Below are 23,342 nucleotides of genomic sequence, written 5' to 3' on the forward strand. Positions count from 1 at the left end.
ACACAAAAATGCAGGCTGTTATTATTTTTTTAATCGGAACAATAGGGTTGAGTGGTTATTCATTAGAAGTCAATAGTCAGAATACGCTCACTGTAGCGCCGAAGTCGGGTTTGTCTGGGGAGCATCTGCAAAATCCAGACCTGCCATGTAGATCCGTAGAACGCAATTCAGATAAAACTAAAATTGACCGCACTAGCAGAATTTCGGCAGCGTGTCATGATGGGGCTGTCAAGACGTTACCCAAGGAAACTGAGGGTGTGGTAGCAAAAACAGCCGATGTGGGAGACATCGCATATATTCTGGTTGTTGGCAGAGATGGTGAGGCGAGTGTATTAAGACCCAATGCCGCGAAATCTTCCAGAGTCTATAAAGCGGGTGATGTGATTCCGAATAAGGGAATTATGAGTGTTGATTCAATCAGTGTTGTAACCTATCAAGGCTCTCACTGCGTCGGTTCTACATTTAGGTACGTTAGTGGCGGAAATATCTATGAAATTTGTTATTAGCCTGTGCTTAATCTGTTCACTGACTGATTACAGGCTGTGCTGAGAAGAGTTGTCTGTCAACTGGACGATGACGGCTCAGCATGGCTGATCAATCTTATTGGTAGAAGAAGTATGCGGCCTGGAAAAAAACAGATAAAGATAATCTATGAGTATACGACACATACCAGCTGAACGGGCTAGCGCAATGCTCTCGATTGTGAAGGAATTTCAGGGCCTTTCTTTGATAGAGTTGAAAGGAGTGGCGCAGGTGTGCTGCTGGCATCGTTATTCAGCCGGTGAAGCGATTGTTAGGTATCATGACAGCACAAATAGTGCTTTTCTTGTTATCCAGGGTGAAATTCGTGTTACTTACCATGCTTTGTCAGGTCATGAGGTGATTTTGTGTGACTTGTCAGCAGGTGAAATGTTTGGCGAGTTGACTGCGATCGATGGTCGTACCCGGTCTGCAACGGTAGTGGCTAAAACGGATTTATTGCTGGCATCCATGCCTGCACCGGCCTTCCTGGATCTGGTTTGTTCGAATCGAAAAATATCTGAGGCAATATTGAAGCGATTAACTGAGCAAGTGCGGCGTCTTACTGAGCGTGTATATGATTTTAGTACACTGGCGGTATGTAACCGGATTCATGCCGAATTATTGCGCCTTGCAAGAGATCATCTTGTGACGCCTAATAGCGCCGTCATTTCACCTGCGCCGACGCATTCTGAAATTGCCAATTTGGTTAGCACTCATCGTGAAGCCGTCACGCGTGAGTTGAATAATTTGGTTAGAAAGGAATTGATTGAGCGCAGAGGCCAGGACCTGCATATATTGGATATATCGAAGTTGACTGAAATGCTCAATGAAGTGCGGGGCACTTTAAAATAGGGTGGCCCTGATAAAGGTTAAATTTTTCATTTGGATCCATTCAGTAAAAGTTAATTGATAATCATTATTTATCTACCAGTTATCTATTAAGCCTGGCCTAAATATGGCAAACTCTCAAGTTGAATCTACAATGGGTATATTAATTCGTGTCTCCCTACGAGCTTTTCATTGGTTTACGCTATACACGCGCCAAGCGCCGTAATCATTTTATTTCTTTTATTTCACTGATTTCCCTATTGGGTATTACGCTTGGGATGACTGCGTTGATTACAGTCATGTCGGTCATGAATGGTTTTCAAAAAGAAATACGAACCCGCATTCTCGGAGTCGCCTCTCATGTTCAGATAAGCAATTTCCAGGGTAATTTAACCGATTGGCGACAAACTGTTGACGAGGTTATCGATAATCCACTGGTTGAGGCTGCCGCGCCCTATGTGAGTGCTCAGGGTATGGTGTCGTTTAATCAGATTGTTCAGGGCGTGATCGTTCGTGGCATTTTGCCGGATTGGGAGGATACGGTGGCGGACTTTTCTCACATGATGATCAGCGGTGAGCTGGATGATTTAAGGCCAGGAGAATTTGGCATTGTGATTGGTATGGAGTTGGCACGGGCTATAGGTGCATTCAGGGGTGACAAGATTGTGCTGATCTCGCCACAGGGACAAGTGACGCCAGCGGGTATATTACCGCGCCTCAAGCAGTTTACGGTGATGGGAATTTTCGAAGCGGGCCATTTTGAATATGATTCCGGACTGGTGCTGATTCATTTGGCAGACGCGCAGAAACTCTATCGTATGGAGAATGATCAGGTTTCCGGTGTGCGTCTGAAATTATATGATTTATTTCAGGCACCACAAGTAGTTAGGGAGCTTTCATCTACGGCTTCTGCAGATACTTATATCAGCGACTGGACTCGCCAGCACGCTAATTATTTTCGTGCTATTCAGATTGAAAAACGGATGTTGTCTCTGATTTTGGCGTTGATCATTGCCGTTGCTGCATTTAATATCGTTTCCACATTAGTGATGGCGGTAACAGATAAACAATCGGATATCGCTATCTTGCGTACGTTAGGCGCCAGTCCACGCAGCATTATGAAGATATTTATCGTCCAGGGTACATTTATTGGGGTCTTTGGTACGCTGCTAGGGGTCATCGGTGGAATATTGCTGGCCTATAATGTGGGCGAAGTAGTTGCCTTCATTGAGTGGGTGTTTAATGTGCAGTTCTTGTCACGTGAAGTATATTACATCAGTACGATTCCATCCGATCCGCAGCTTACTGATATTGTCACCGTTGCGGTCGTATCATTTGTGTTGAGTCTGCTGGCAACGATTTATCCCAGCTACCGTGCATCTAAAGTGAATCCGGCAGAGGCGCTGCGCTATGAATAAAGCAGTCATTACCTGTCACAATCTGCAAAAAAGCTTCTTTCAAGGTAAATTGGAAGTGCCGGTATTGAAAGATGTGAATCTGAGTCTTGCAAAGGGTGAAATGCTGGCAATTGTAGGCGCATCCGGCTCTGGCAAAAGTACGCTCTTGCATTTGCTGGGTGGGCTGGATTCACCGAGTAGCGGTGATATTTGCATTCTGGGTCAGGATATTGCCGACATAGATGAAGAACAAAAATGTCGATTAAGAAATAATTCACTGGGTTTTATTTATCAGTTTCATCATCTGTTACCTGAATTTAGTGCATTAGAGAATGTTGCCATGCCGCTGCTAATTAGACGGATACGCCATAGCGAGGCGTATGAGCGTGCTGCAGAAATATTAAAGCAGGTTGGTTTGGGACACCGTCTTTTACATACGCCGAGTGAATTATCCGGGGGTGAACGTCAGCGTGCCGCTGTTGCGCGCGCACTGGTTACGCAACCTGCGTGTGTTCTTGCTGATGAGCCGACGGGTAATCTCGACCGGCATACCGCAGAAGGGGTGTTTAATCTTATGCTGGAGCTGAACGATAAAGTGAAGGCAAGTTTGATAATCGTGACACATGATTTACAGCTGGCTGGTCGTGCCGGACGTACTCAGCGGTTGATAGATGGCGTATTATATGATCCCTCCGGTACTGATTGAAGTGGAGTGTTTTGTTATTAAACGCTATGTCAAGAGCTATCAGGCTGTTCTCTGTTCGTTCTCAGTACCCTTCTCTGTAAGAAATCACCGGATTTGATGTAACCTGAATTCATTATTCACCTTTTTTATAGCCAGCTTATGCGCACCCTGTTTACTTATATTATGGTCTTCCCTCGACGCAGCGCATTTGTATTGGTTGCGTTGCTCGCAGCAGGTATTGCTGAAGGACTGAGTCTGACCGCCTTGCTGCCGCTGTTATCAATTGCGGTCGGGGAGGTGAATGATCCGGGTATTGGGCAGTTCATGGTGGAGGTGTTGCAAAGTATTGGCATAGAGCCAACGATAGACATGATACTGCTGATTATTGTCGGCGGGATGTTTGTCAAAGGACTGATACTACTGCTTGCTAGTCGACAGGTGGGTTATACAGTGGCGCATGTTGCGACCGCCTTGCGACTGGATCTGATTGAAGCATTGCTTGCCAGCCGCTGGGAGTATTATTTGCGCCAGCCGATCGGTTCACTTGCTAATTCAGTAGCGACAGAGGCATATCGTGCTGCCAATGGTTTTGAGCACAGTGTTAATGTGCTGGCTTTATCAGTACAAGTACTGGTTTACGCCGTTGTTGCCTTATTTATTTCATGGCAAGCCACGTTGGCTTCATTGCTAATCGGCCTGGCTTTATTGATGATATTACATCGTCTGGTGCGCGCCACTCGTCGGGCCGGTGCCAAACAAACGCATCTGCTCCGTCATTTATTGACCTACTTATCCGATGTGCTGAGTTCAGTAAAATCACTTAAGGCAATGGCACGAGATAATGTTGCCGATGCGATTCTTCATGATCAGACCCAGCAGCTGGAAAAGGCAACGCGTCGAGAAGTGATGAACGGGGCTGCTTTAATGGCATTACAGGAACCGATCCTGGCGGCCTTGACGGCCAGCGGCTTATATCTGGCTCTGGTGATCTGGCAGCTTTCGTTGCCCGAAGTCATGGTGATGGTTTTTTTGTTAACACGCATATTAGGTTTGCTGAATAAAACACAGCGCAGATATCAACAGTTGACCGTGCAAGAAAGTGCTTATTGGGCTTTACGGCAAGCCGCTGAGGATGCGCGCGCGGCAGCAGAAAGCACGACAGGTACACGCGTGCCGACGTTGACGAAAGGAATTCATCTGCATCATGTCACGTTCGATTATGATAAAAAATCTATTTTTACTGATTTAAACATCACCATACCCATCCAGTCGTTTACTACGGTTATGGGGCCATCAGGAGCGGGCAAGAGTACTTTTCTTGATTTGCTCTGTGGTCTTACGGAGCCTAAATCGGGTGAAATTCTTATTGATGGCATATCGTTGCATGATATTAATTTACGTCAATGGCGCCATATGATCGGATATGTATCTCAGGATACGATTTTGCTACACGATACGATACTGAATAATATTCTTGTTGGCGAACCTACGCTGGACGCTACTGATGCAGAGCGTGCGTTACATCAGGCAGGCGCATGGGGTTTTGTCAGTGCGCTTCCGGAAGGCTTGCAGACCGTTGTAGGTGAGCGGGGCGGTCTGCTTTCCGGAGGGCAGCGTCAGCGCATTGCGATTGCTCGGGCACTGGCGCATCGACCATCATTTTTAATTCTGGATGAACCAACCAGTGCGTTAGATCCTGAAAGTGAACAGACTATTTGCGAAACTTTAAAGAAGCTCTCGAAAGAATTAACTATTATCGCCGTATCACATCAACCTGCCGTCATTAATGCTGCTGATCGTGTTTTTGTATTATCCAATGGTGAAGCAGAACCGCAATTGCAGACCTTATCCGGCGCGTAAAGATCTGGACAGATGATAGTCGTTTTCGTTAAATTAATTCAGCCTTAATTTTGGCGATACGCGCTTCGCGTATTCTGGAATGGATGGCGAGGGGTAACTGTGCTGTGTCTGCGATATTTTTAGCTAATTCAGCAGCAATTGCGCCCGCATCAACGGTTTTAGCTGCGAGGAATGCTTGATACAATCGCTCGGCTTGCGGGTAAAACTTTTGGTCATAGCCTGGACGACCATGAAAATCACAGGCGCAGGCTTGTAAAAATGCATTAAATCGCTCGGGTTTACGATAAGCATCCACTGCCTGTAGCATATTTGCGATGGTTGCTGGTGTGAGTGTTTCCGCTCGGTGTGCATCGCCATGATGCCGTGCTACCAGCAGTGCCAGGTTGCGTATTTCTTTAGGGACTCTGATGCGTTCACACAAGTCTCTGGTTAATTTCGCACTGCGATTTTCATGCCCGATGTGACGTGGCCATTCTTCCGGCGGTGTGGTTCCTTTACCCAGATCATGCGTTAATGTAGCAAAACGTACGGGTAGGGAATATTTTTTTACGGCGGCGTGGTCTATCGCGAGCATCACATGTACACCCGTATCAATTTCAGGATGTGCGTGTGCTGGCTGGGGGACACCAAATAAGGCTTCGATCTCTGGCATGATACGAGTCAAGGCGCTACACTCACGCAATGTATAAAACATCCGTGAAGGGTTATATTCCATTAACCCGCGCGCAATTTCTTGCCAAACGCGTTCCGGTACCAATGTGTCGACTTCACCGTTATGCACCATTTCATTCATCAGTGTGAGTGTTTCTGGTGCAATACGAAAGCTGAAGCGTGCGGCAAATCGGGCTGTTCTGAGTATACGTACCGGGTCTTCAGAAAATGCGGGGCTAATATGACGAAGTACCCCTGCTTCCAAGTCGGCCACGCCGTTAAATGGGTCAATAATATTGCCATGCTCATCCTTGGCAATCGCATTAATGGTTAGATCGCGTCTTGCCAGGTCTTCCTGTAGTGTCACTTCAGGCGAAGCGTGCACCTCGAATCCTTTGTATCCCCGCGATACTTTACGTTCCGTGCGTGCTAACGCGTATTGTTCTTGCGTCTGGGGATGCAGGAAAACAGGGAAATCCTTGCCGACTGGGCGATAACCTAGCTGGACCATTTTTTCTGGTGTGGCGCCTACGACGACATAATCGTGATCTGTTATTGGTAATCTCAGTAATTCATCACGTACTGAGCCACCAACGAGGTAAGTTTTCAATGTGAGTATCTTGGAAATGAATGTTATTTTGCAGCAACAATACCTAAACGTTGTGTGAGTGTTGGCGCACTGTGATCATGCTTGAATACTTTGGCATAATGTACGGTGTTATTCAAAACTTTCTTTACATAGTCGCGTGTTTCATTGAAAGGAATAGTTTCGGCATAGATTGCGCCTTCCAGCGAACTGTGAGTATCCCGCCAGCGTTTTGCGCGCCCTGGGCCTGCATTGTATGCGGCTGAGGCCAATAGTGTCTGGTTATCAAATAGCGTCAGTACGTGCTTGAGGTAAAACGTGCCCAATCTTAGATTGGTGTTGATTTCCATGGCCAGGCTCTCGCGATAGTCATAGATTCCGAGTTGCTTAGCGACCCATCTGGCTGTAGCAGGCATGAGCTGCATTAGGCCCATGGCACCAGCACTTGATTTGATGTCAGCAATAAAACGGCTTTCCTGCCGAATCAACCCATATACCCAGGCTTCATCCAGCTCTTCCTGTTGCAAAATATGCTTTAATGTGTCGCGATGTGGTGCCAGAAAACGTAAGTTAAAATTATGCTGTGAAAGCGTTCTGTTGGCCGTATTGATAGCGCGATCGTACATGCCGTAACGATGTGCAACCTCGGCTGCGGCTAATAATTGTGTGTCACCGAAGCCACGGATTGTCCAGGCCCATTCACGCGAGGCTTCCGTACGCAAATTCAAGCGATGGAAAGCCAGGCTACGCTGAATACCGGGTGTTTGCTGGATGGAGGCAATTTCCCGTGCACTGACCTGATAAGATTTTTCCGGTGCACTGAGCATGGTGCCGAGGGCCTCCCTCGCCAGCTGGCCATAGAAATCATGCTCATGACTTAATGGAATCAGAATGGCATTCGCATCCAGAATTTTGCCTTGTTCTTTTAGGATACGTGCTTTCCAGTAACGCCATGTATCGATTTGCTGTTCTGAATCAGACATGTTTTCAATGCTCTCCAGAACCATCCCCCAATTACCTGCACGCAGCGCCGCGCGGGCTTTCCAGGCAAGCAGTGTGTCTGTAAGCGGATATGAAGGATTGGTGCTGGCTGCATCAGTAAACCAATCCAATGCGCGTGAATCATGCCTTAGTGCTGCTCGATAGGCAAATCTACCGAGAAGATAGGATTGATCTATGGCTGTAAATTGCGCTTGTATCTGATACCAATGAGCAAATGCCTGATTGGTATCATTTTGAAGTAGGCGCAATATTGCGAATAAGGCAATCTCACGATCGGAGCGTGTTCTGATCTGGTTGTGTTGCTCTTCCAGATAACGTCGTGGATCTCTGACCGCCGCATCTAGTTTAGCGGTTTCGAGTGTCTGGCTGCCTGACAGGTACCGGCTCACATGTTTCGCTACACCAGTTTGTCCCACTTCAAGTGCCATGCGTATGCGCGTCCAAATATCTTCCGCGGTAATCAGGCCATTGGTAAGGAGTATATCAAACAATGGTGTGCAGCTATTGGGCAAACTATGGGCATTGAACCATAGCTGACGTGCCTCATGTAATGCTCCTTTTTGCCCTGTATGATGGCGTTGCTGGAACGCGTAACATAAGAGCTCGGTATGTTGGTTAACCAGCAATGGGTATTCTTCAGCGAACAATGCCCACTGCTGATTTTTGGCCAGAATTTTTAGCCAGTCTTCACGCAGTCTCTCTGCCATGAGACTGTTTCGATATTGAGACAAGAAACGCCGGATTGTCTCTGGTGACGCCGTCGTGAGATGCAGACGCAATTGATAGTAATGAACGTAAGGCGCCAATGCATGATTCTGTAAACGCTCGGCATGAATAGCTAGCAGTTTAGCATTGCCAGCCTGGAATGCCTTACGCGCAGCGATAAAGTCGCTATCCTGATTAGCTGAGAGTAATCCGGCATAAAATAATAGCCATAATCCAAACAAATACTTTGCCATATTCCGTATGAATACAAATTAAATGAAGAATGACATCCGGGTCGTATGGCAAAACAGGTTGGATCGATAATGTTGCGATAATGCAAAAGTGTTATCGATATATTTTGTAGTGATCCACAAATTATCCTCGGAATCCTTTTTATACATAGCATGATAGCGTTTATAGCCGCGATTGGCTAGATGACACCTTGGCCCAGCATCGCATCGGCTACCTTGACAAACCCCGCTATATTAGCCCCATTAACATAATTGACATTACCATCTGCTGTCGTACCATAGGTGAGGCAAGACTGATGGATGGCTTGCATGATTTCGAGTAAGCGGGCATCGACTTCCTCATGTGTCCAGGAAAGCCGCATGGCGTGCTGACTCATTTCAAGGCCAGAGGTGGCGACACCGCCCGCATTACTTGCCTTACCGGGCGCATAGAGAACCTTATTGCGTTCAAAGCACTTTACAGCGCCTGCTGTAGTGGGCATATTCGCTCCTTCGGTGACACAGATTACATTATTCTTGACCAGAGTCTGCGCATCCTGTTCGCTAATTTCATTTTGTGTTGCACAGGGGAGCGCTACATCCACAGGAATATGCCACGGACTTCTGGCGGGAATAAAATCTGCTTTGACGCGTTTGGCGTATTCATCGACGCGACCATATAGGTGGTTTTTGACTTCGATTAACTCTCCCAGTTTTTCTGTGGTAAAACCGGCTTCATCAACAACCGTACCGCTGGAATCGGAAACGGTGACGACTTTGGCACCTAATGCGATTGCTTTTTCAACAGCAAACTGCGCGACATTTCCCGAGCCGGAAATGGAGACTCTGAGACCCTTTAGAGAGCGCCCAGCATGTTTGAGTACTTCCTCAGCAAAATAGACTGTGCCATAACCAGTTGCTTCGGGACGTACCAGTGATCCTCCAAAACTGAGCCCTTTGCCGGTAAAAATACAATCAGAGCGATTGGCCAGTTTTTTCACCATTCCTGCCATAAAACCAACTTCGCGGCCACCAACACCAATGTCTCCAGCAGGTATATCGGTGTCTGATCCGATATGACGGAATAATTCGCTCGCATAGGCCTGACAGAAACGCATGATTTCACCAGGGCTTTTTCCTTTAGGATCAAAATCAGATCCACCCTTTCCGCCACCCATAGGTAATGTTGTTAAGGCATTCTTGAAAGTTTGTTCAAAAGCCAGAAATTTTAAAATGGAGAGGTTGACGGATGGATGAAATCGAGTGCCGCCCTTATAGGGGCCGATGGAAGAGCTATGCTGTATTCGATAGCCACGATTAACTTTGACTTCGCCTTGATCGTCTACCCATGCTACACGAAAGATGATAATGCGCTCTGGCTCAACCAAACGATCGAGTACACCATGTTCGGCATAACGGGGATTTTCGCTAATAAAAGGCCACAAGCTTTCCATAACTTCGGTGACGGCCTGTATGTATTCTGGCTGGACTGGATTGCGCTCAGCAACATACGCACCGAACTCCTGAAAGCTTTGATATTTCATTTTGATTTCCCCCGGTAAAAGAATGGTTATTCCAAAATATGCATTCTGCCAAATTAATCGCAAGATAGCACTGTATTTTTATTAAAAGATGGGATAATTACCCTGAATCTTTTGAATCCAGGTGATATTTGCTCATCTATTTGATTCGGAAGTGGTAGATTTCTAGCAATGGTCGTCTGATTTTTGATATTTCGTTGGATACTTTGATTGAATTGGTGTCCATCAAATCAGTAAATAGCCATTAAGCAGGCACTATCTATTTCTTAGATCACTTTGATAGCTATTGTATATCGCCATTAAGCATTCTGATACCACAAGAAGTTAAGAATTTCGCGCTGGTGCGAGTGTCTTATGAGAGTATTAAGTTTTCGGGGTAGCTTTTATTCAACAGAGGAAGACAGTGTGCGCTGATCTGGTTTTTTTGCGATATCATGTATTTCAGGATTGGTTCCATTTATCTCTGTTGTTTTATCCTGTGATGCTTCTACTTTGATTGCCCGGTTTCCGGGCTAGATACAATGGCTTCTCAGAAAGAAGCTTACAGCCGCATTAAGGCCACGTGTGAGCGCGTAGCTGATTATATGCTTTGAATTATTTACTTAATAATATTTTACACTATGACAACCAAACATTCTTCTCTCCTCATTCTGGGCTCTGGCCCCGCTGGTTATACTGCTGCGGTTTATGCTGCTCGAGCTAACCTGAATCCCGTGATCATTACCGGGCTTGCTCAGGGTGGACAGCTAATGACGACAACCGATGTAGATAATTGGCCGGCAGATGCGATGGGGGTACAAGGTCCGGAACTCATGGAGCGTTTTCAGAAACATGCTGAGCGATTTGAAACTGAGATTATTTTTGATCATATCCATACCGCAAAGCTGACAGAAAAACCAATGACTCTGATCGGAGATCAGGGAACGTATACCTGTGATGGGCTGATTATTGCTACCGGTGCATCGGCACAGTATTTGGGGTTGCCTTCCGAGGAAGCCTTTATGGGTAGAGGTGTGTCTGGTTGTGCGACTTGTGATGGGTTCTTCTACAAAGGACAGGACGTGGCTGTAATCGGTGGCGGTAATACAGCGGTAGAGGAAGCGCTTTATCTTTCAAATATCGCACGCCGTGTTACTGTCGTTCATCGGCGGGATCAGTTTCGTTCAGAAAAGATTCTGATAGATAAACTGATGGATAAGGTGAAAAACGGCAATATTACGTTGGAACTGAATCATGTACTGGATGAAGTATTGGGTGATGATAGCGGTGTCACGGGTATGCGCATTAAGAGTACTCAGAATGATGCGAACAAAACACTGGATCTGCAAGGCGTATTTATCGCGATCGGCCACAAACCTAATACAGATATTTTTGAGGGACAGCTGGAGATGAAAAATGGCTACATCGTAACGCACAGCGGAATCCATGGAAATGCAACGGCAACCAGCATTCCGGGTGTGTTTGCGGCAGGTGATGTGCAAGATCATATCTATCGCCAGGCGGTGACGAGTGCTGGGAGCGGTTGCATGGCCGCACTGGACGCAGAGAAATACCTGGATAACCTGTGAGCTGAGTGACCTTGGATTGAAGCCCCTCATCTTCCATGAAACGACGTGACAAGAAAAAGACCGACGATGTTGTAAACGATACCGATGAGCGTGCGCTATTTCTTGATGCGATGCGAAATGTGACACCCTTGCCTGCATCCGACAGGGTTGTGCACGCCGATAAGCACATACAGCCGATTCCTTGTCAAACAGATTGCAGTGAACACAGTGAACAATTATTGATGGATGATTCGCTTCCCATCGATATTTCACTAGAAATAGAGATAGGTGACGCCTGGTCTTTTTTGCGTCCTGGTTTATCTCGTCAGACATTACGACGGTTAAGGCGAGGTTATTGGGGAATACAGGCTAATCTCGATTTGCATGGGTTGACTCGTGACGAAGCGAAGCCGGAGCTAATCACATTTCTTCATGACAGCTATATCAAGCATTTTCGTTGTGTGCGGGTGATTCATGGTAAAGGGCTTAGCTCAAAAAATCAGGAGCCCGTACTGAAAACCAGAATTGGAAGTTGGCTGGCGGAATATCATCACGTGCTGGCTTTCTGTCAGGCTAAGCCGAAAGATGGCGGTGGTGGTGCCGTACTGGTGTTATTGAAGGGCCCGATTGTTGAGAACAGAATACGGGCACTTTCTCCCGGCCCTGTTTAGTCTGTTGATTATTTTTAGTATGAAACAGGGCAAGTGTGCGAGACCGGAAACGTAAAAATCTGCTGAATGGCTACAAGCTTGAGGTTGACTCATGTGGGTAGGCTTTTTCATACTGATTTTGACAGGTAATGCACCGTTGTGCAGATGGGTAGGCAATGAGCCGGCTAAATCCAATCTCATGATCACAATCGATGCAATCACCAAACTCCAGTTCACTGAGATGTTTTAAAGAAACCTCAATCTCACGCATCTCATTTATTTGTCGGTCAACAAGCGCGGTATCGATATCATCCGGTATACCGGAGATAGTATCGGACAGATTAACATCCTGCGCATTATCCGAGTGCAGTTCATTATGAATTTCTTGTTGTAACTCGATATAACGTTTTTGTAGTGCTGTCTTGAGCTGTGTTAACTGCTCTTCAGTAAAATTTGCCATTATGAACCTCTGCGGTTACGATTAGCCGGATTTTGTTTTGTAAGAGAGACAGGTAGTTAGCCAGGAATAGTGAATGGCGTGTTAGTGCGCCGTCTGCACTTGCAGTTGTTTCAAGTCTTCAATTACTTCAGCTGAATTGTCAGCGGCGCTGGCCGATAAATATATCCGAGAGATCTTTCCCTGTGGGTCTATGAGAAAAGTATTGCGTTTTGCAAACCTGGCGATGCCCAGATTGATCAGAGACCGGTACCGTGCCGATACCTCCGCTCGGTCATCTGCTAACAGAGGAAAGGGTAAATTGTATTTTTCGGCAAAACTGGCATGACTGTGAATGTTATCTACACTCACGCCAACGACGGCAGCACCCAGCTCCGTCAGCTTATAAAGATCATCCCGGAATTGGCAGGCTTGTTTTGTACAGCCCGGCGTATCGTCCTTAGGATAAAAATACATAGCAAGCCATTTTCCCCGAAAATCAGTTAACGTATGTGTTTTTCCATTCTGATCCGACAGCGTAAAATCCGGCGCGGGCTGGCCCGGTTTGAGTGCGCTTGTGCGTGTAATCTGAGACCTGAGCAGAAAAACTATGACTATCGTGATAATGAATATTGCCAGCCATTCCATGCCAACTCTCCATTTTTATTAACCAGGCTGATGGCAACGAAAAACCGGCATACTGTTCGTCACCCGCCATTTGATCACGTTATGGTACCATCGCTAATGATGATTAAAAATAACCCTATACATAACGCTGATTTGGCTTATTCTACACTTAATTAATGATTCGATGACAAAATAAAAGTTCCCAAAATTGGAGAGAGAATCCCGCACTTTGGAGAATACAGTTTGATTCAGGCTTATTCATTGAGTGATTTTAGCGTAAAATAGCCTGCTTGCCCTGGTAGCTCAGTGGATAGAGCAACCCCCTCCTAAGGGGTAGGTCGCACGTTCGATTCGTGCTCAGGGCACCATCAACTCGAATAATTAGGCTATTCTCGGCTATCCACCGATTATCTGTTTCGTCACGATTTCAGCACAACTGATGTGAAGAGAGGCGAAAATGGCAACAATCACAAAAACCCAATCTGATATTTTTAAAATTCAAATCTGAAAGATTGAGATACCTACAATCGAAAAAACCTGTAAAACTAAATAATGTAATCGCGAAATGAAAAATATGAGAGCCTTGTAAAAACGAGAAAATCTCGTATGATGTATTCACATCGCAGGCATGGTATTGAGACTTCTTCAAAAGCCCTCGCTAAAAGTTTTCTACTATTGATTATAAAGGATTAATTTCCCCACTATTGGGGTTTTGCAAAGGTCTCATTTAATTAACTACTTTTTAAATCACTTGAGTCCGCAATTAAATACGGTTATCCAAATTATTACCTATCTTCCTTGCTTTTAGCATGAAAGCTCTTTTTTTACCGATACTATAATTGTTATAACGTGAACTGTCTTTTACACACATATATCGTAGTATCTCGTTATTAAATGGTTTTAACGATTTCGGTAGATACTTTTTTATTATTTCCAATCTTCGAGGAGTGTCATATTCACATGCCTGAAATACGTTTTCAGTAATATCTCTTATCAGCGCTATTTCGAATCCAGAGGCTTCTATAGATTTGAAGATTCCATCTAATTTTTCAAAATTAGCGTTATCGTAGTAGATAAAAACCCCGTCATCATCTAATAACTTATGGATATCGCTAAAAATACTTGGGTTTTTGTAGATGCCTGTCTCAACACTCATAACGGCATCAAATTTTTTATTATCTTTATGTATTTCGTTAATGCTGTTGTATAACTTAATGTCACTTTGCTGCTCATCAAAAAAGTATTTGCATGTTTTTAAAGCTTCTTTGCAACGATCCAGGCCTGTGAAATTTGTTTGAGGTAAACATGATTGCATGTACATAAGGCCGCCACCAGCACCGCAACCAATTTCCAATACCTGTTCAATATTTTCACCTGCTAGAAGAGTGACATACTCATCATACAATTGCAGCTGATATTTATCATGCGCATCTATCTTGGTAGGGTAGAAACCATAATTGTTAGTTTTAATACTTACCCCATGTTTTTTACTAATTTGCCTAAATTCACGGTAGATGAAGAAGTACAGCCAAGCTTCCATGTTTAGTTTTTTTGCAAACTTAATGAAATCGTGTGTGTTAACACTCATATGATGGTTAATTCACTTCCAGAAAAGCCCGAGGCTTATTTTGTTAGCCCCTCAAAGGGGCGAAAGCTGGTGCCGTCTAATAAAGGCAGCATCAGATACCAAGCTTGAGTTGATCATAGTGCGTACTAGCTCAGACCTGATCTGACAGTTACCCGTTTTTTTAAGGCATCTACCAGTTTAGATTTAGGCTAAATTTTTTCCACCAAAACCGATTTCCCATCAAGTAATGTTTCCAATGGTGCGCGTTCACAGCACATTTCTACTTGATGTATTTGATCATTATTGTAGTAATTTATCCATTCGTCTAGATCTTTTTGTTGTTCCTTCCTGGTTGAATAAGGTTTTTTATCAAATAGCGCGTAAAACTTCGTCCTTCAGGGCGGAGATATAAGCGCACAGGCGAAGCCTATTTAATGCGGTCTTTGCTGTTGTTCAATATATTGCTTAATAATCGAGAGTGGCGCTCCACCACAACTACCCGCAAAATAGCTTGGACTCCAAAGCATATTACCCCAAAGCTTATTTTTAATTTCGGGATAATTCTTTTTGCGAATAAGTCGGCTTGAAACGCCTTTCAAACTATTTACCAAGTTAGAAATAGCAATTTTTGGTGGATAGTTAACTAAAAGGTGAATATGATCATGCTTACCGTTAAATTCCACCAATTCTGCTTCAAAATCCAAACACACGTTTTTAAATATTTCTTCCAAATCAATTAATACCCTTCCGGAGAAAACATCCCTACGGTATTTTGTTACAAAGACCAAATGAACATGAAGATTAAAAATGCAATGTCTTCCTGTTCTTACATCGTTATTAACTTGCATAGACTAATTCCTTTTTGTATAATTATAACCATGAAGCAGATTATACGCAAAGCCTTTAAATTTCGACTCAGTCCAAATTCTGACCAAATACAGAAGATGGTTGAGTTTGCGGGTGCTAATCGGTTTGTTTGGAATAAAGCCTTAGCAATGAATCTGTTCAGATTAGAGCAGAAACAGCCATTGCTTTGGTACAACGAGTTGTCATTTTGGCTAAAGCTATGGAAATCCTCAGAAGATTATGGATTTCTAAAAACCGTTCATTCTCAACCGTTGCAACAAGCCTTAAAAAACTTAGAAAAAGCGTTCAAAGGCGGTTTTGATAAAAAACAGCCTTTAAAACGGATTCCAAAATTCAAGAAAAAAGGTTTGAGTGACAGCTTTCGTTATCCACAAGGATTTAAGCTGGAGCAAGAGTCTAGCAAAGTGTTCTTGCCTAAAATCGGTTGGGTGAAATATCGTAATTCACGCCAACTCATTGGTGACGTTAAAAATATGACGATTTCCCGTAAAGGCGGTTATTGGTACGTGTCGATTCAGACTGAGTACGAGACCGAGCTAAAGCGTCATAGCTCAACCAGTATGATTGGTGTTGATATGGGCGTTACCCGCTTTGCAACCTTGTCAGACGGCTCATACGTAGAACCTTTAAACAGTTTCAGAAAGTTATCAAAGAAACTGGCTTTTGAACAGCGTAAGCTGTCTAAAAAAGTCCGTTTCTCTGCTAACTGGAAAAAGCAGAAACAAATCATTACCCGACTGCATGAGCGTATTGCCAATGCTCGTTTAGACTTCTTACACAAAACCTCAACCGAAATCAGCAAAAATCACGCAATGGTCGTAGTTGAGAATTTAAAGATAGGAAACATGTCTAAGAGTGCCAAGGGCAGTGCTGAAAAGCATGGTAAAAACGTCAAAGCGAAATCGGGTCTAAACAAATCCATTCTTGACCAAGGATGGGGAATGTTCGTTTCGTTTTTGGAGTATAAACAGGCTTGTTCAGGCGGGGATGTATTGAAGGTAAACCCTCAATACACCTCTCAAACCTGCCCTAGATGTCAACATGTTAGTCGTGACAATCGCAAAAGCCAAAGTGCTTTTGAATGTACAGAATGTGGATTTAAAGCCAATGCCGACTTGGTAGGTGCCTTGAATGTACTTGAGCGAGGACATCGCTTGTTAGCCTGTGGAGTTGAAACGTTAGTTTCGTCTAAGAAGCAGGAACCAGTAGGCAGTAGCAATACAAACCTACTCTTAACGGCTTAATAAGTCGCTAGGAATCCCCTTCGTTTAGGAAGGGGAGGATGTCAAGAATATGATTTGATAACATTCACTTAGAATCATTTTGTGGAATCGTTTACAGATACTACTTGTCTGCGACGACATGGTTTTTGTTCCGGAATGATGAGTATCATTAATCATGCAATACAGTGGGTAATTCTGCTGATCAACACGACCGTAATGCTTTGTATCAAATTGGCTCGATTTTTTCGAAGATTTTTTTGTTCATTCAGCAGCGAGTTTGGCTGCATGCGCGACTTAACGTGTATTTCACTTTAACGGCTATAATCTTCTATCCTATGGTTACTAATCTCGGCGAGAACCGATTGCTGTAAATACGTTTACCTTGACCTGCTTCGTCTCGCTACGCTAGGTTGGCATTTTTCCGGTAGCAAGCCAATGGGCACATTCCGGCCCCAATTTTTCGAGTGCTAATTTTTCGTATCTGGTGCTATCAGCTTCGCTTAATACATCACGCCAACGATTATTGGTTCCCTTATTGATGAAAGTTTTGGCACCACCTTTCCATAAGGCGCCACCCAAGGGTGAGCTTTGTTCCGCATGTTCTTTCATATAATCAAAACTACAATGTTTAAGAATCAGGTCCCATTTGTTTTCATCAATGGGTATTTCAAGAAACTGAGCTATTCTGCGAATTTCTCCGGGCATGTCCTTCTTTAATGTGTTGAAATGAAGCATCAGTAAGTTTGGCAGGTGACGATATTCCCACCAAGTGGCGATGTTCTCCCAAAAGGACCAGATTGGGTAACCATCCTGCTCTAACCATTTGCGGTAATATTCAATGATGTCGTCTTGCGGGGGTTTAAAGGGCTCAACATCGGGTCCGCAGGCTTCATTAAGCATTTCGTAAACAGCTTCGGTATGGCTGGAGTGGTGATGGTAATAGCTCCATAGTACGTCACGCCCATCTCGTGCAATATAAAGATATTTTGCTTTGGGAGAATAAACCAGTGCATCCAGAGGCAGATGCGTCTTAAGAAAACGGCGGTGCTGTTGTTCCGCGATTGTGGCTAATTTGATTTCCTTCGGTGGTAGTCGAAAGTCAATCCAGGGAGACATGTTTGCTACATTACGATTTATTTCACCGTTAAAGAGCAGTTGGGAAACGATTTGTTGAATCCAGGTTGTACCTGATTTGGCATAGGTAGCAATGAAGATGTCATCATCACGAAATGGAAAATCGTTCCAGATTGTTGAATCGAAATGACTGTGGTAAACCTCACGTTTTTTTAGTGGCCACTTGATAGAGCTTGTATCCTTATTCATCGTTACTGGTCTTCCTTAAATATAAAGAATAATTCGGCAATCCCGGAAAAATTGACTGCAGGACCTGGCAGGGTGATTAAATTTAACGCCGCTACTGAAATAGAAGTGAGACTAATGATCTAGTCTTTAGTATATCTCAAAGTAATCGTTGTAGAAGTCGCTGATGCGCTAAGCTGAACAACGACGTTATCACTAATTTCAAGTAAGTTACCATCGCCAAAGCGGATGTTTGATTCAGTCACGGGTAAGCATGACCGAGCGGCTTGTGTTTGAGAGGAGACCTCACCACAAACCAGCTTATATACTGCGCGCGCAATAGTAAATTCATCGGCAGGAATGGGCTCCGCTTGCGCCGAGCTTTTGATGCGTCCACCTGTCTTGCCGCGGAAATAGGTAATCTGGCGGTGCGTAGCCGTATCTTCTATTTCAATTCGGTAGACCGATTTGCGTTGACCGGGTTCCTGGGTTTGTTTGGTATAAGTTGCTTGTCTTGCCTGGCTGTAACTATTTTTTTCAAGAATAACGGGGATCATTTCGGGTGGTGTCCTGAGCGAAATTCCTTCAACTTCTGTAACAAGGAAGCCTTGATAATCAAACTTTTTTTCCGCCTCAATAACGGATGCTTGGACTGGTGGCGATGATAATTGGATAATTATAAGTAAAGCCAGTGCGAATAGGGGTATCAAGAGAAATAAGTGGATAAACGCCGCAGGAGAATTGCTATTGGTTGTCGATAATGTTTTGAAAGCTTGCATTTGTATTTAGCCCCTTAAGTATGTGGTAAGGTAAGCAGAAGAACTAATTTATACTGCTAAGTAAGACTGAAATATCAATATGATAGTGTGTATAGGCAATGATGGAATTAATTGTATAAAGAAATAATAATGATCCAGTGTGACCGCCAAAATGCTTGATCATCTTGGCGTACTCACTCGAGTACCGCCGTGATTACCTGTAAAGACACGCAACTTCTTGAACCTGCTTGATTCCAAATTGCTTTCTGCTTTCTGCTTTCTGCTTTCTGCTTTCTGCTTTCTGCTTTCTGCTTTCTGCTTTCTGCTTTCTGCGTCGCTCTTCGCTACAGGACTTCGATTAATGGTACAAACAGTTATTTTATAAGTGGGATAACCAAGTTAAACATAATCACGTGGAATTTTTCGATCCCAGCTGACACAATAGACTCGCTTTTGACCTTCATAGGCATCCAGATCAGCGAGTAAATGAAAATGGGTGGCATTAGAAGTCAGCGTGGTGCGTGTGATCGTTTTTACGAACCAATCGTTACGCTTGAATCCGCGAGTACAGTGTGTTTCCCCTTTCACCGACAAAAAATCATCGGCACGATAGGTATATCTTTCTATCGTTTTGCTTTGGACTTCGAGATTTATCGTTTCGAGCCGGTATATGCCTCTATCGTTGACCACTTTCAAGGTGGATTCATCCTTGGCTAGATCCCGAATAACGTGCCAGTTATGATGTTCGGGTTCTATGAGTGATTTTTTAAGGGGTTTAGAACCTTCCGCTTCGCCGAATTCATGACACTGATAATCGGATTCACGCGGGTGGCGCGCCGGTATTTTAAAAATACTCGTCCCAGAATAAATTGAAAGACGGACTGGTTCAGGTGGCGGCCAGGCCAGTGGCCAATACGACGTTGAAATAGAAAGACGGAGCCGATGCCCTTGCGGAAAGACCTGGGCAATATCGTTTAATTGCACCTGCACTCGGAACCGCTCCCCCGGTTGCACAGGTTCAGGATTTTCACTGCTATTCCGATGCGTGAGATTTAATAAACCATACGTAATTCGGGTTGCTTTGTCATCCTGGGCTACATCGGATAAACGAACCGCCACCATAGCGATAGGCTTGTTCGCATGCAGGTCAAGCTCGATGACTGGTGAGCCAAGAATCTCCATCGATTTATTGAGCGGTGCACTATCAAATACCAGCGCGCCACCATCCTCCTCTCGTTGATCATGCGCTAAGTCAGGACCAGCTGCATAGGAACACCATTTTCCGGCAAACAACCCTACGCTGAGAGGTGATTGAATCGTCAAAGCAGTTACAGGAATTTTTGCACCGGAATCATCCAGTTCCCCTTTGGCTAATGTGTAAGCATGATAGTCAATGGTGGATGAAGGCCATGAAGCTTCACAGACCCAGCGGCCAGGCCGCTCTGCATAATAAGTGGTCGGCGGGACACTGTCCTGCATCCAGACGCGCAACATGGGCTCATCCATAATGCCTGTATCAATGCCTTTTAGCCATTTATCCCACCAACGCAACGCTTCCTGAAGAAAACCAATGGCGGGTCCAGGAATACCTAAGTGTGGATATCGATGGCTCCAAGGACCAATGAGACCTTTTCGGGGTGTTTTTAGATTAGCCAGCAGCCGAAGCACCGCATTGGAATATCCATCAGCCCACCCACTGATGGCAAAAACGGGGCAAGTAATTGCAGAGAAATCTTCACAAATGGAGCCATGTTTCCAGTATGCATCGCGTCGTTGGTGGCGCAACCAAGTGTCCAGCCATAAACCACTGCCCTTTAACCGTTCTAACCAAAGTGCCTTCCATTTTTCTCCGACGATTAAAGGATCTGGCGGACAGGAGTTATAGGCAAACATGGTTGATGCCCAGGAAAGATTATCACTCAGCAGACATCCACCCATATGATGAATGTCATCGGCATAACGATCATCGGTCGAGCAGATAGTGATGATAGCCTTCAATTGTGGAGGACGAAGCGCGGCTATTTGTAACGCATTAAAGCCTCCCCAGGAAATCCCCATCATGCCGATTGATCCATTGCACCAAGGCTGTGCCGCGATCCATTGCAACACCTCGATCCCATCCTGTAATTCCTGAGCTAAATATTCATCTTTCAGCACGCCCTCAGAATCACCACTGCCGCGCAGATCAACCCGCACACAGGCATAGCCATATCCCGCAAAATAGGGATGAATGGTCGAGTCACGGTAAGCGGCGCTATCACGTTTACGATAGGGAATATATTCTAAAATTCCGGGGACTGGTATTGCCTCTGCGGTGTCTGGTAACCAAATTTTTGCCGACAACCGGACACCGTCAGACATAGTGATCCATAGATGTTCTATTTCACGAATTTGATGAGGAAAAGTGGTCGCTATCTTCAAAGATGCTCCCTTATTTATCGGTCAATAAATTGATGGTTACTGAAATTCGAATTTTAAAATTTCAAGACATTGCCGGTGATTGTCCAGCAGTGCATGCTCATTGTCAGCGCCCATACAAACATACCCTAATTCATAGCTGTAGCTTTCTTGACTCTGCAAATCTGAAGGCCGCATGCCTTCTTTTACATGAATGTTAATTAATGCATCAGGAAAACGTTTTTTTACGCGTTGAATCTGTTCTTGACCTGGGACTTGTTTTAAAACGCCATTATGATGTGTGCGGAAGAAAAATTTAGCGGCACAATGAAAATTTCCCTTTCTTTTGGGAAAATCCGGCTGATCTCCAAGTGCAAGATCAATCATGACTTCATGATGGGAAGCGCCGTCCACCTTTCTAAAGATATCGCAATGAGATTGTGAAATTCGGGGGTTGATTTCCAGCAACCAGATATGATCGTGGCGTTCCTCATAGAAAAATTCAATATTAAAGGGCGCATTATCATACTGTAGATGGTTCATGACTTTCTGCGCTTCGCTGATCATCCGCTGCTGAATTCGTTGAGGCAGGTGGGATGGGTATTGATACCTGGAGAATGTTGATCGATTAGGTTCTCTAATGGAATCGATGACACCATAGATTTCCACCTGACCATGATACACATAGCCCTCAAGTGTACACTGCCGCCCCGAAATAATTGATTCAGCGATGCAGAATTCCCCATTGATATCAGCGACGGATTGTGGACGCGTAATCTGATTAAGAAAGTAATTAAATGGTGTGGAAAATCGCCCAATTCCTTCGCGAATTATCGCAATGCTTTCTTTAAATTCTTTATCATTATGAATGCGAAATCCTAAATGAGATGCAAATGACTTTACCGGTTTAATCCAGAATGGATAAGCCAGATTGATCTTGGACCGCACATCTTTATCATGCGGGTTAAATACACAAAACTTTGGAATATCTTGCGTCACCTGGCTTTGCTCAACACGACTCCAATATTTATGTTCGCATTTTAAGACACTTTGAAGAGAAGGGCCCGGAAGACCCATTTTCTTATTCAAGAAAGGGACGAGACATGTAGTAGGAAAATCCCAGTAGCCAACAATCGCGTCGATTGACCCGGAAAATTGCTTGAGCCGTTCCTCAGCTTTGGATAACAGATTTTCGGGAAAGTAATGTTTCTGCCGCTTAACTTCATTCGTCGCCAGGAGAGAATGAAAGCGATAGTTTTTTTTCTTCCCAATAGGTTCTAGCAGGGCATAATTAAAGTTATCAAAGCCAATGACAAAAATGTTTTTTGGCATACGATTCTCAATTAGACGATATAGCGATTCCTCTTCACTGGATAACCTGAGTCAATTAAGTATTACAGCCAGTTAAACAAACTCAGGCATCAGGCAGGTTGAGGAACTGCCGGAGCTTAATAGTAGACTGCATCAGGTGTTCAGTTGTCAAGAATTTAATCAAATCATTGCTCTTAGTATTACTGAAATTATAAGCTATTTCAGGTAACATTTTGATTTGGATTAATATTTTAAGTGAGCCACGTTGGTGCTTGATTAAAATAAATAAACGATGAAACTTTGAACCGGTAAATGGCAAACCTATTAGCGAGAATCATCAATGCTTCACTAAGGACCCTTCAGTCAACTCAAACTTTTTTTCCGCCCAACAAGATTTTGGATCGACGGAATTCATTTTTTTATCTGACCCCCGGAGAACCCCGGTCTTAAGGTCGGGGATGGATAGGGAGTCAGCTGCGCTGATGTTAAAACCCACCCTTGGGCATCTTTTGCCTGAAGCGCCAAAATGCGGAAAAATCTTTAATTTTTCGTGTTAACTGAAGCGACATAGCGCCATTTTTCGATCGATTATCATCATGTTTGACAATCGAGCCCGCTTTCAGTACATTCAAAATTCATGGAAAAGGTAGCTT

19 protein-coding genes, 1 tRNA gene and 1 pseudogene are annotated in these 23,342 nt (G+C 44.3%); 9 read left to right on the top strand and 12 right to left on the bottom strand.

What is annotated here, in order from left to right; genetic code table 11:
* Positions 1-8 precede the first annotated feature (8 nt).
* From BUQ89_RS01785 to BUQ89_RS01805, 5 genes are all read left to right on the top strand, one after another.
* Positions 9-506, top strand: coding sequence for a hypothetical protein (locus tag BUQ89_RS01785; protein WP_028461568.1), 498 nt, complete (start codon positions 9-11; stop codon positions 504-506).
* Positions 507-651: 145 nt separating this feature from the next.
* A complete protein-coding gene (locus BUQ89_RS01790) occupies positions 652-1,374 on the top strand; it encodes a Crp/Fnr family transcriptional regulator (RefSeq protein WP_028461567.1) in 723 nt (240 codons plus the stop codon).
* Positions 1,375-1,520: 146 nt separating this feature from the next.
* Entirely contained in the window at positions 1,521-2,768 is a 1,248-nt protein-coding gene (locus BUQ89_RS01795) for a lipoprotein-releasing ABC transporter permease subunit (protein ID WP_028461566.1), read from the top strand.
* The gene (gene lolD, locus BUQ89_RS01800; RefSeq protein WP_028461565.1) at positions 2,761-3,453 is read left to right on the top strand and encodes a lipoprotein-releasing ABC transporter ATP-binding protein LolD; all 693 of its coding nucleotides are present in this window, start codon (positions 2,761-2,763) and stop codon (positions 3,451-3,453) included. The genes BUQ89_RS01795 and lolD overlap by 8 nt, the downstream gene beginning before the upstream one ends.
* Positions 3,454-3,591: 138 nt before the next feature.
* On the top strand, positions 3,592-5,292 hold the full coding sequence (locus BUQ89_RS01805; RefSeq protein WP_036573085.1) for an ABC transporter ATP-binding protein: 1,701 nt from the start codon (positions 3,592-3,594) through the stop codon (positions 5,290-5,292).
* 28 nt (positions 5,293-5,320) lie between these two features.
* Here BUQ89_RS01805 and BUQ89_RS01810 read toward each other — a convergent pair whose 3' ends face one another.
* From BUQ89_RS01810 to gdhA, 3 genes are all read right to left on the bottom strand, one after another.
* Entirely contained in the window at positions 5,321-6,553 is a 1,233-nt protein-coding gene (locus BUQ89_RS01810; protein WP_028461564.1) for a multifunctional CCA addition/repair protein, read from the bottom strand.
* A 23-nt stretch (positions 6,554-6,576) separates the two neighbouring features.
* A complete protein-coding gene (locus tag BUQ89_RS01815) occupies positions 6,577-8,490 on the bottom strand; it encodes a lytic transglycosylase domain-containing protein (protein WP_028461563.1) in 1,914 nt (637 codons plus the stop codon).
* Between the two features lie 176 nt (positions 8,491-8,666).
* Positions 8,667-10,010, bottom strand: a complete 1,344-nt coding sequence (gene gdhA / locus BUQ89_RS01820; protein WP_028461562.1) for an NADP-specific glutamate dehydrogenase — start codon at positions 10,008-10,010, stop codon at positions 8,667-8,669.
* 617 nt (positions 10,011-10,627) lie between these two features.
* Here gdhA and trxB point away from each other — a divergent pair.
* Together trxB and BUQ89_RS01830 are read left to right on the top strand one after the other, a co-directional pair.
* Complete coding sequence (gene trxB / locus BUQ89_RS01825; RefSeq protein WP_028461561.1) at positions 10,628-11,575, top strand: thioredoxin-disulfide reductase; 948 nt, start codon at positions 10,628-10,630, stop codon at positions 11,573-11,575.
* Positions 11,576-11,610: 35 nt separating this feature from the next.
* Complete coding sequence (locus BUQ89_RS01830; protein WP_051537596.1) at positions 11,611-12,225, top strand: Smr/MutS family protein; 615 nt, start codon at positions 11,611-11,613, stop codon at positions 12,223-12,225.
* A gap of 70 nt (positions 12,226-12,295) precedes the next feature.
* Here the strand turns inward: BUQ89_RS01830 and BUQ89_RS01835 are convergent, their stop codons facing one another.
* Together BUQ89_RS01835 and BUQ89_RS01840 are read right to left on the bottom strand one after the other, a co-directional pair.
* The gene (locus BUQ89_RS01835; RefSeq protein WP_028461560.1) at positions 12,296-12,664 is read right to left on the bottom strand and encodes a TraR/DksA family transcriptional regulator; all 369 of its coding nucleotides are present in this window, start codon (positions 12,662-12,664) and stop codon (positions 12,296-12,298) included.
* An 81-nt stretch (positions 12,665-12,745) separates the two neighbouring features.
* Positions 12,746-13,288, bottom strand: coding sequence for a peroxiredoxin (locus tag BUQ89_RS01840; RefSeq protein WP_028461559.1), 543 nt, complete (start codon positions 13,286-13,288; stop codon positions 12,746-12,748).
* Between the two features lie 271 nt (positions 13,289-13,559).
* On the opposite strand from BUQ89_RS01840, the gene BUQ89_RS01845 reads away from it, so the two are divergent.
* Positions 13,560-13,635: transfer RNA gene (locus BUQ89_RS01845), tRNA-Arg, on the top strand.
* A 395-nt stretch (positions 13,636-14,030) separates the two neighbouring features.
* Here BUQ89_RS01845 and BUQ89_RS01850 read toward each other — a convergent pair.
* The 3 genes and pseudogenes from BUQ89_RS01850 to tnpA all read right to left on the bottom strand — a co-directional run bounded on the left by BUQ89_RS01850 (position 14,031) and on the right by tnpA (position 15,682).
* Complete coding sequence (locus BUQ89_RS01850) at positions 14,031-14,855, bottom strand: SAM-dependent methyltransferase (protein ID WP_028461558.1); 825 nt, start codon at positions 14,853-14,855, stop codon at positions 14,031-14,033.
* Between the two features lie 188 nt (positions 14,856-15,043).
* Positions 15,044-15,223 (bottom strand): annotated as a pseudogene (locus BUQ89_RS13385) (IS3 family transposase); the annotation flags it as partial.
* 42 nt (positions 15,224-15,265) lie between these two features.
* Positions 15,266-15,682 (bottom strand): IS200/IS605 family transposase, encoded by a 417-nt coding sequence (gene tnpA, locus BUQ89_RS01855; protein WP_074202469.1) that lies wholly within the window; start codon positions 15,680-15,682, stop codon positions 15,266-15,268.
* Positions 15,683-15,712: 30 nt separating this feature from the next.
* On the opposite strand from tnpA, the gene BUQ89_RS01860 reads away from it, so the two are divergent.
* Positions 15,713-16,945, top strand: a complete 1,233-nt coding sequence (locus tag BUQ89_RS01860) for an RNA-guided endonuclease InsQ/TnpB family protein (RefSeq protein WP_074202470.1) — start codon at positions 15,713-15,715, stop codon at positions 16,943-16,945.
* 384 nt (positions 16,946-17,329) lie between these two features.
* On the opposite strand, the gene BUQ89_RS01865 is transcribed toward BUQ89_RS01860, so the two are convergent.
* The 4 genes from BUQ89_RS01865 to BUQ89_RS01880 form a co-directional block, all read right to left on the bottom strand.
* Positions 17,330-18,247, bottom strand: a complete 918-nt coding sequence (locus BUQ89_RS01865; RefSeq protein ID WP_028462000.1) for a sulfotransferase domain-containing protein — start codon at positions 18,245-18,247, stop codon at positions 17,330-17,332.
* A gap of 119 nt (positions 18,248-18,366) precedes the next feature.
* Positions 18,367-19,002: a hypothetical protein gene (locus tag BUQ89_RS01870; RefSeq protein ID WP_028461999.1), complete on the bottom strand. Its 636-nt coding sequence runs from the start codon at positions 19,000-19,002 to the stop codon at positions 18,367-18,369.
* A 378-nt stretch (positions 19,003-19,380) separates the two neighbouring features.
* Positions 19,381-21,402: a CocE/NonD family hydrolase gene (locus tag BUQ89_RS01875; protein ID WP_036573481.1), complete on the bottom strand. Its 2,022-nt coding sequence runs from the start codon at positions 21,400-21,402 to the stop codon at positions 19,381-19,383.
* A gap of 36 nt (positions 21,403-21,438) precedes the next feature.
* Positions 21,439-22,710, bottom strand: coding sequence for an ATP-grasp domain-containing protein (locus BUQ89_RS01880; protein ID WP_036573477.1), 1,272 nt, complete (start codon positions 22,708-22,710; stop codon positions 21,439-21,441).
* Positions 22,711-23,342: the final 632 nt, after the last annotated feature.

It is taken from the genome of Nitrosomonas cryotolerans ATCC 49181 (assembly GCF_900143275.1).
In the GTDB taxonomy this organism is placed as follows: Bacteria; Pseudomonadota; Gammaproteobacteria; order Burkholderiales; family Nitrosomonadaceae; genus Nitrosomonas; species Nitrosomonas cryotolerans.

Excerpts from the sequence above, each read along its gene's own strand:
- BUQ89_RS01880 (WP_036573477.1), bottom strand. The coding sequence starts at position 22,710 with ATGCCAAAAAACATTTTTGTCATTGGCTTTGATAACTTTAATTATGCC.
- gdhA (WP_028461562.1), bottom strand. The coding sequence starts at position 10,010 with ATGAAATATCAAAGCTTTCAGGAGTTCGGTGCGTATGTTGCTGAGCGC.
- BUQ89_RS01850 (WP_028461558.1), bottom strand. The coding sequence starts at position 14,855 with ATGAGTGTTAACACACACGATTTCATTAAGTTTGCAAAAAAACTAAAC.
- BUQ89_RS01805 (WP_036573085.1), top strand. The coding sequence starts at position 3,592 with ATGCGCACCCTGTTTACTTATATTATGGTCTTCCCTCGACGCAGCGCA.
- BUQ89_RS01835 (WP_028461560.1), bottom strand. The coding sequence starts at position 12,664 with ATGGCAAATTTTACTGAAGAGCAGTTAACACAGCTCAAGACAGCACTA.
- BUQ89_RS01840 (WP_028461559.1), bottom strand. The coding sequence starts at position 13,288 with ATGGAATGGCTGGCAATATTCATTATCACGATAGTCATAGTTTTTCTG.
- BUQ89_RS01870 (WP_028461999.1), bottom strand. The coding sequence starts at position 19,002 with ATGCAAGCTTTCAAAACATTATCGACAACCAATAGCAATTCTCCTGCG.
- BUQ89_RS01815 (WP_028461563.1), bottom strand. The coding sequence starts at position 8,490 with ATGGCAAAGTATTTGTTTGGATTATGGCTATTATTTTATGCCGGATTA.
- BUQ89_RS01865 (WP_028462000.1), bottom strand. The coding sequence starts at position 18,247 with ATGAATAAGGATACAAGCTCTATCAAGTGGCCACTAAAAAAACGTGAG.
- trxB (WP_028461561.1), top strand. The coding sequence starts at position 10,628 with ATGACAACCAAACATTCTTCTCTCCTCATTCTGGGCTCTGGCCCCGCT.
- lolD (WP_028461565.1), top strand. The coding sequence starts at position 2,761 with ATGAATAAAGCAGTCATTACCTGTCACAATCTGCAAAAAAGCTTCTTT.
- BUQ89_RS01830 (WP_051537596.1), top strand. The coding sequence starts at position 11,611 with ATGAAACGACGTGACAAGAAAAAGACCGACGATGTTGTAAACGATACC.
- BUQ89_RS01860 (WP_074202470.1), top strand. The coding sequence starts at position 15,713 with ATGAAGCAGATTATACGCAAAGCCTTTAAATTTCGACTCAGTCCAAAT.
- BUQ89_RS01785 (WP_028461568.1), top strand. The coding sequence starts at position 9 with ATGCAGGCTGTTATTATTTTTTTAATCGGAACAATAGGGTTGAGTGGT.
- BUQ89_RS01790 (WP_028461567.1), top strand. The coding sequence starts at position 652 with ATGAGTATACGACACATACCAGCTGAACGGGCTAGCGCAATGCTCTCG.
- tnpA (WP_074202469.1), bottom strand. The coding sequence starts at position 15,682 with ATGCAAGTTAATAACGATGTAAGAACAGGAAGACATTGCATTTTTAAT.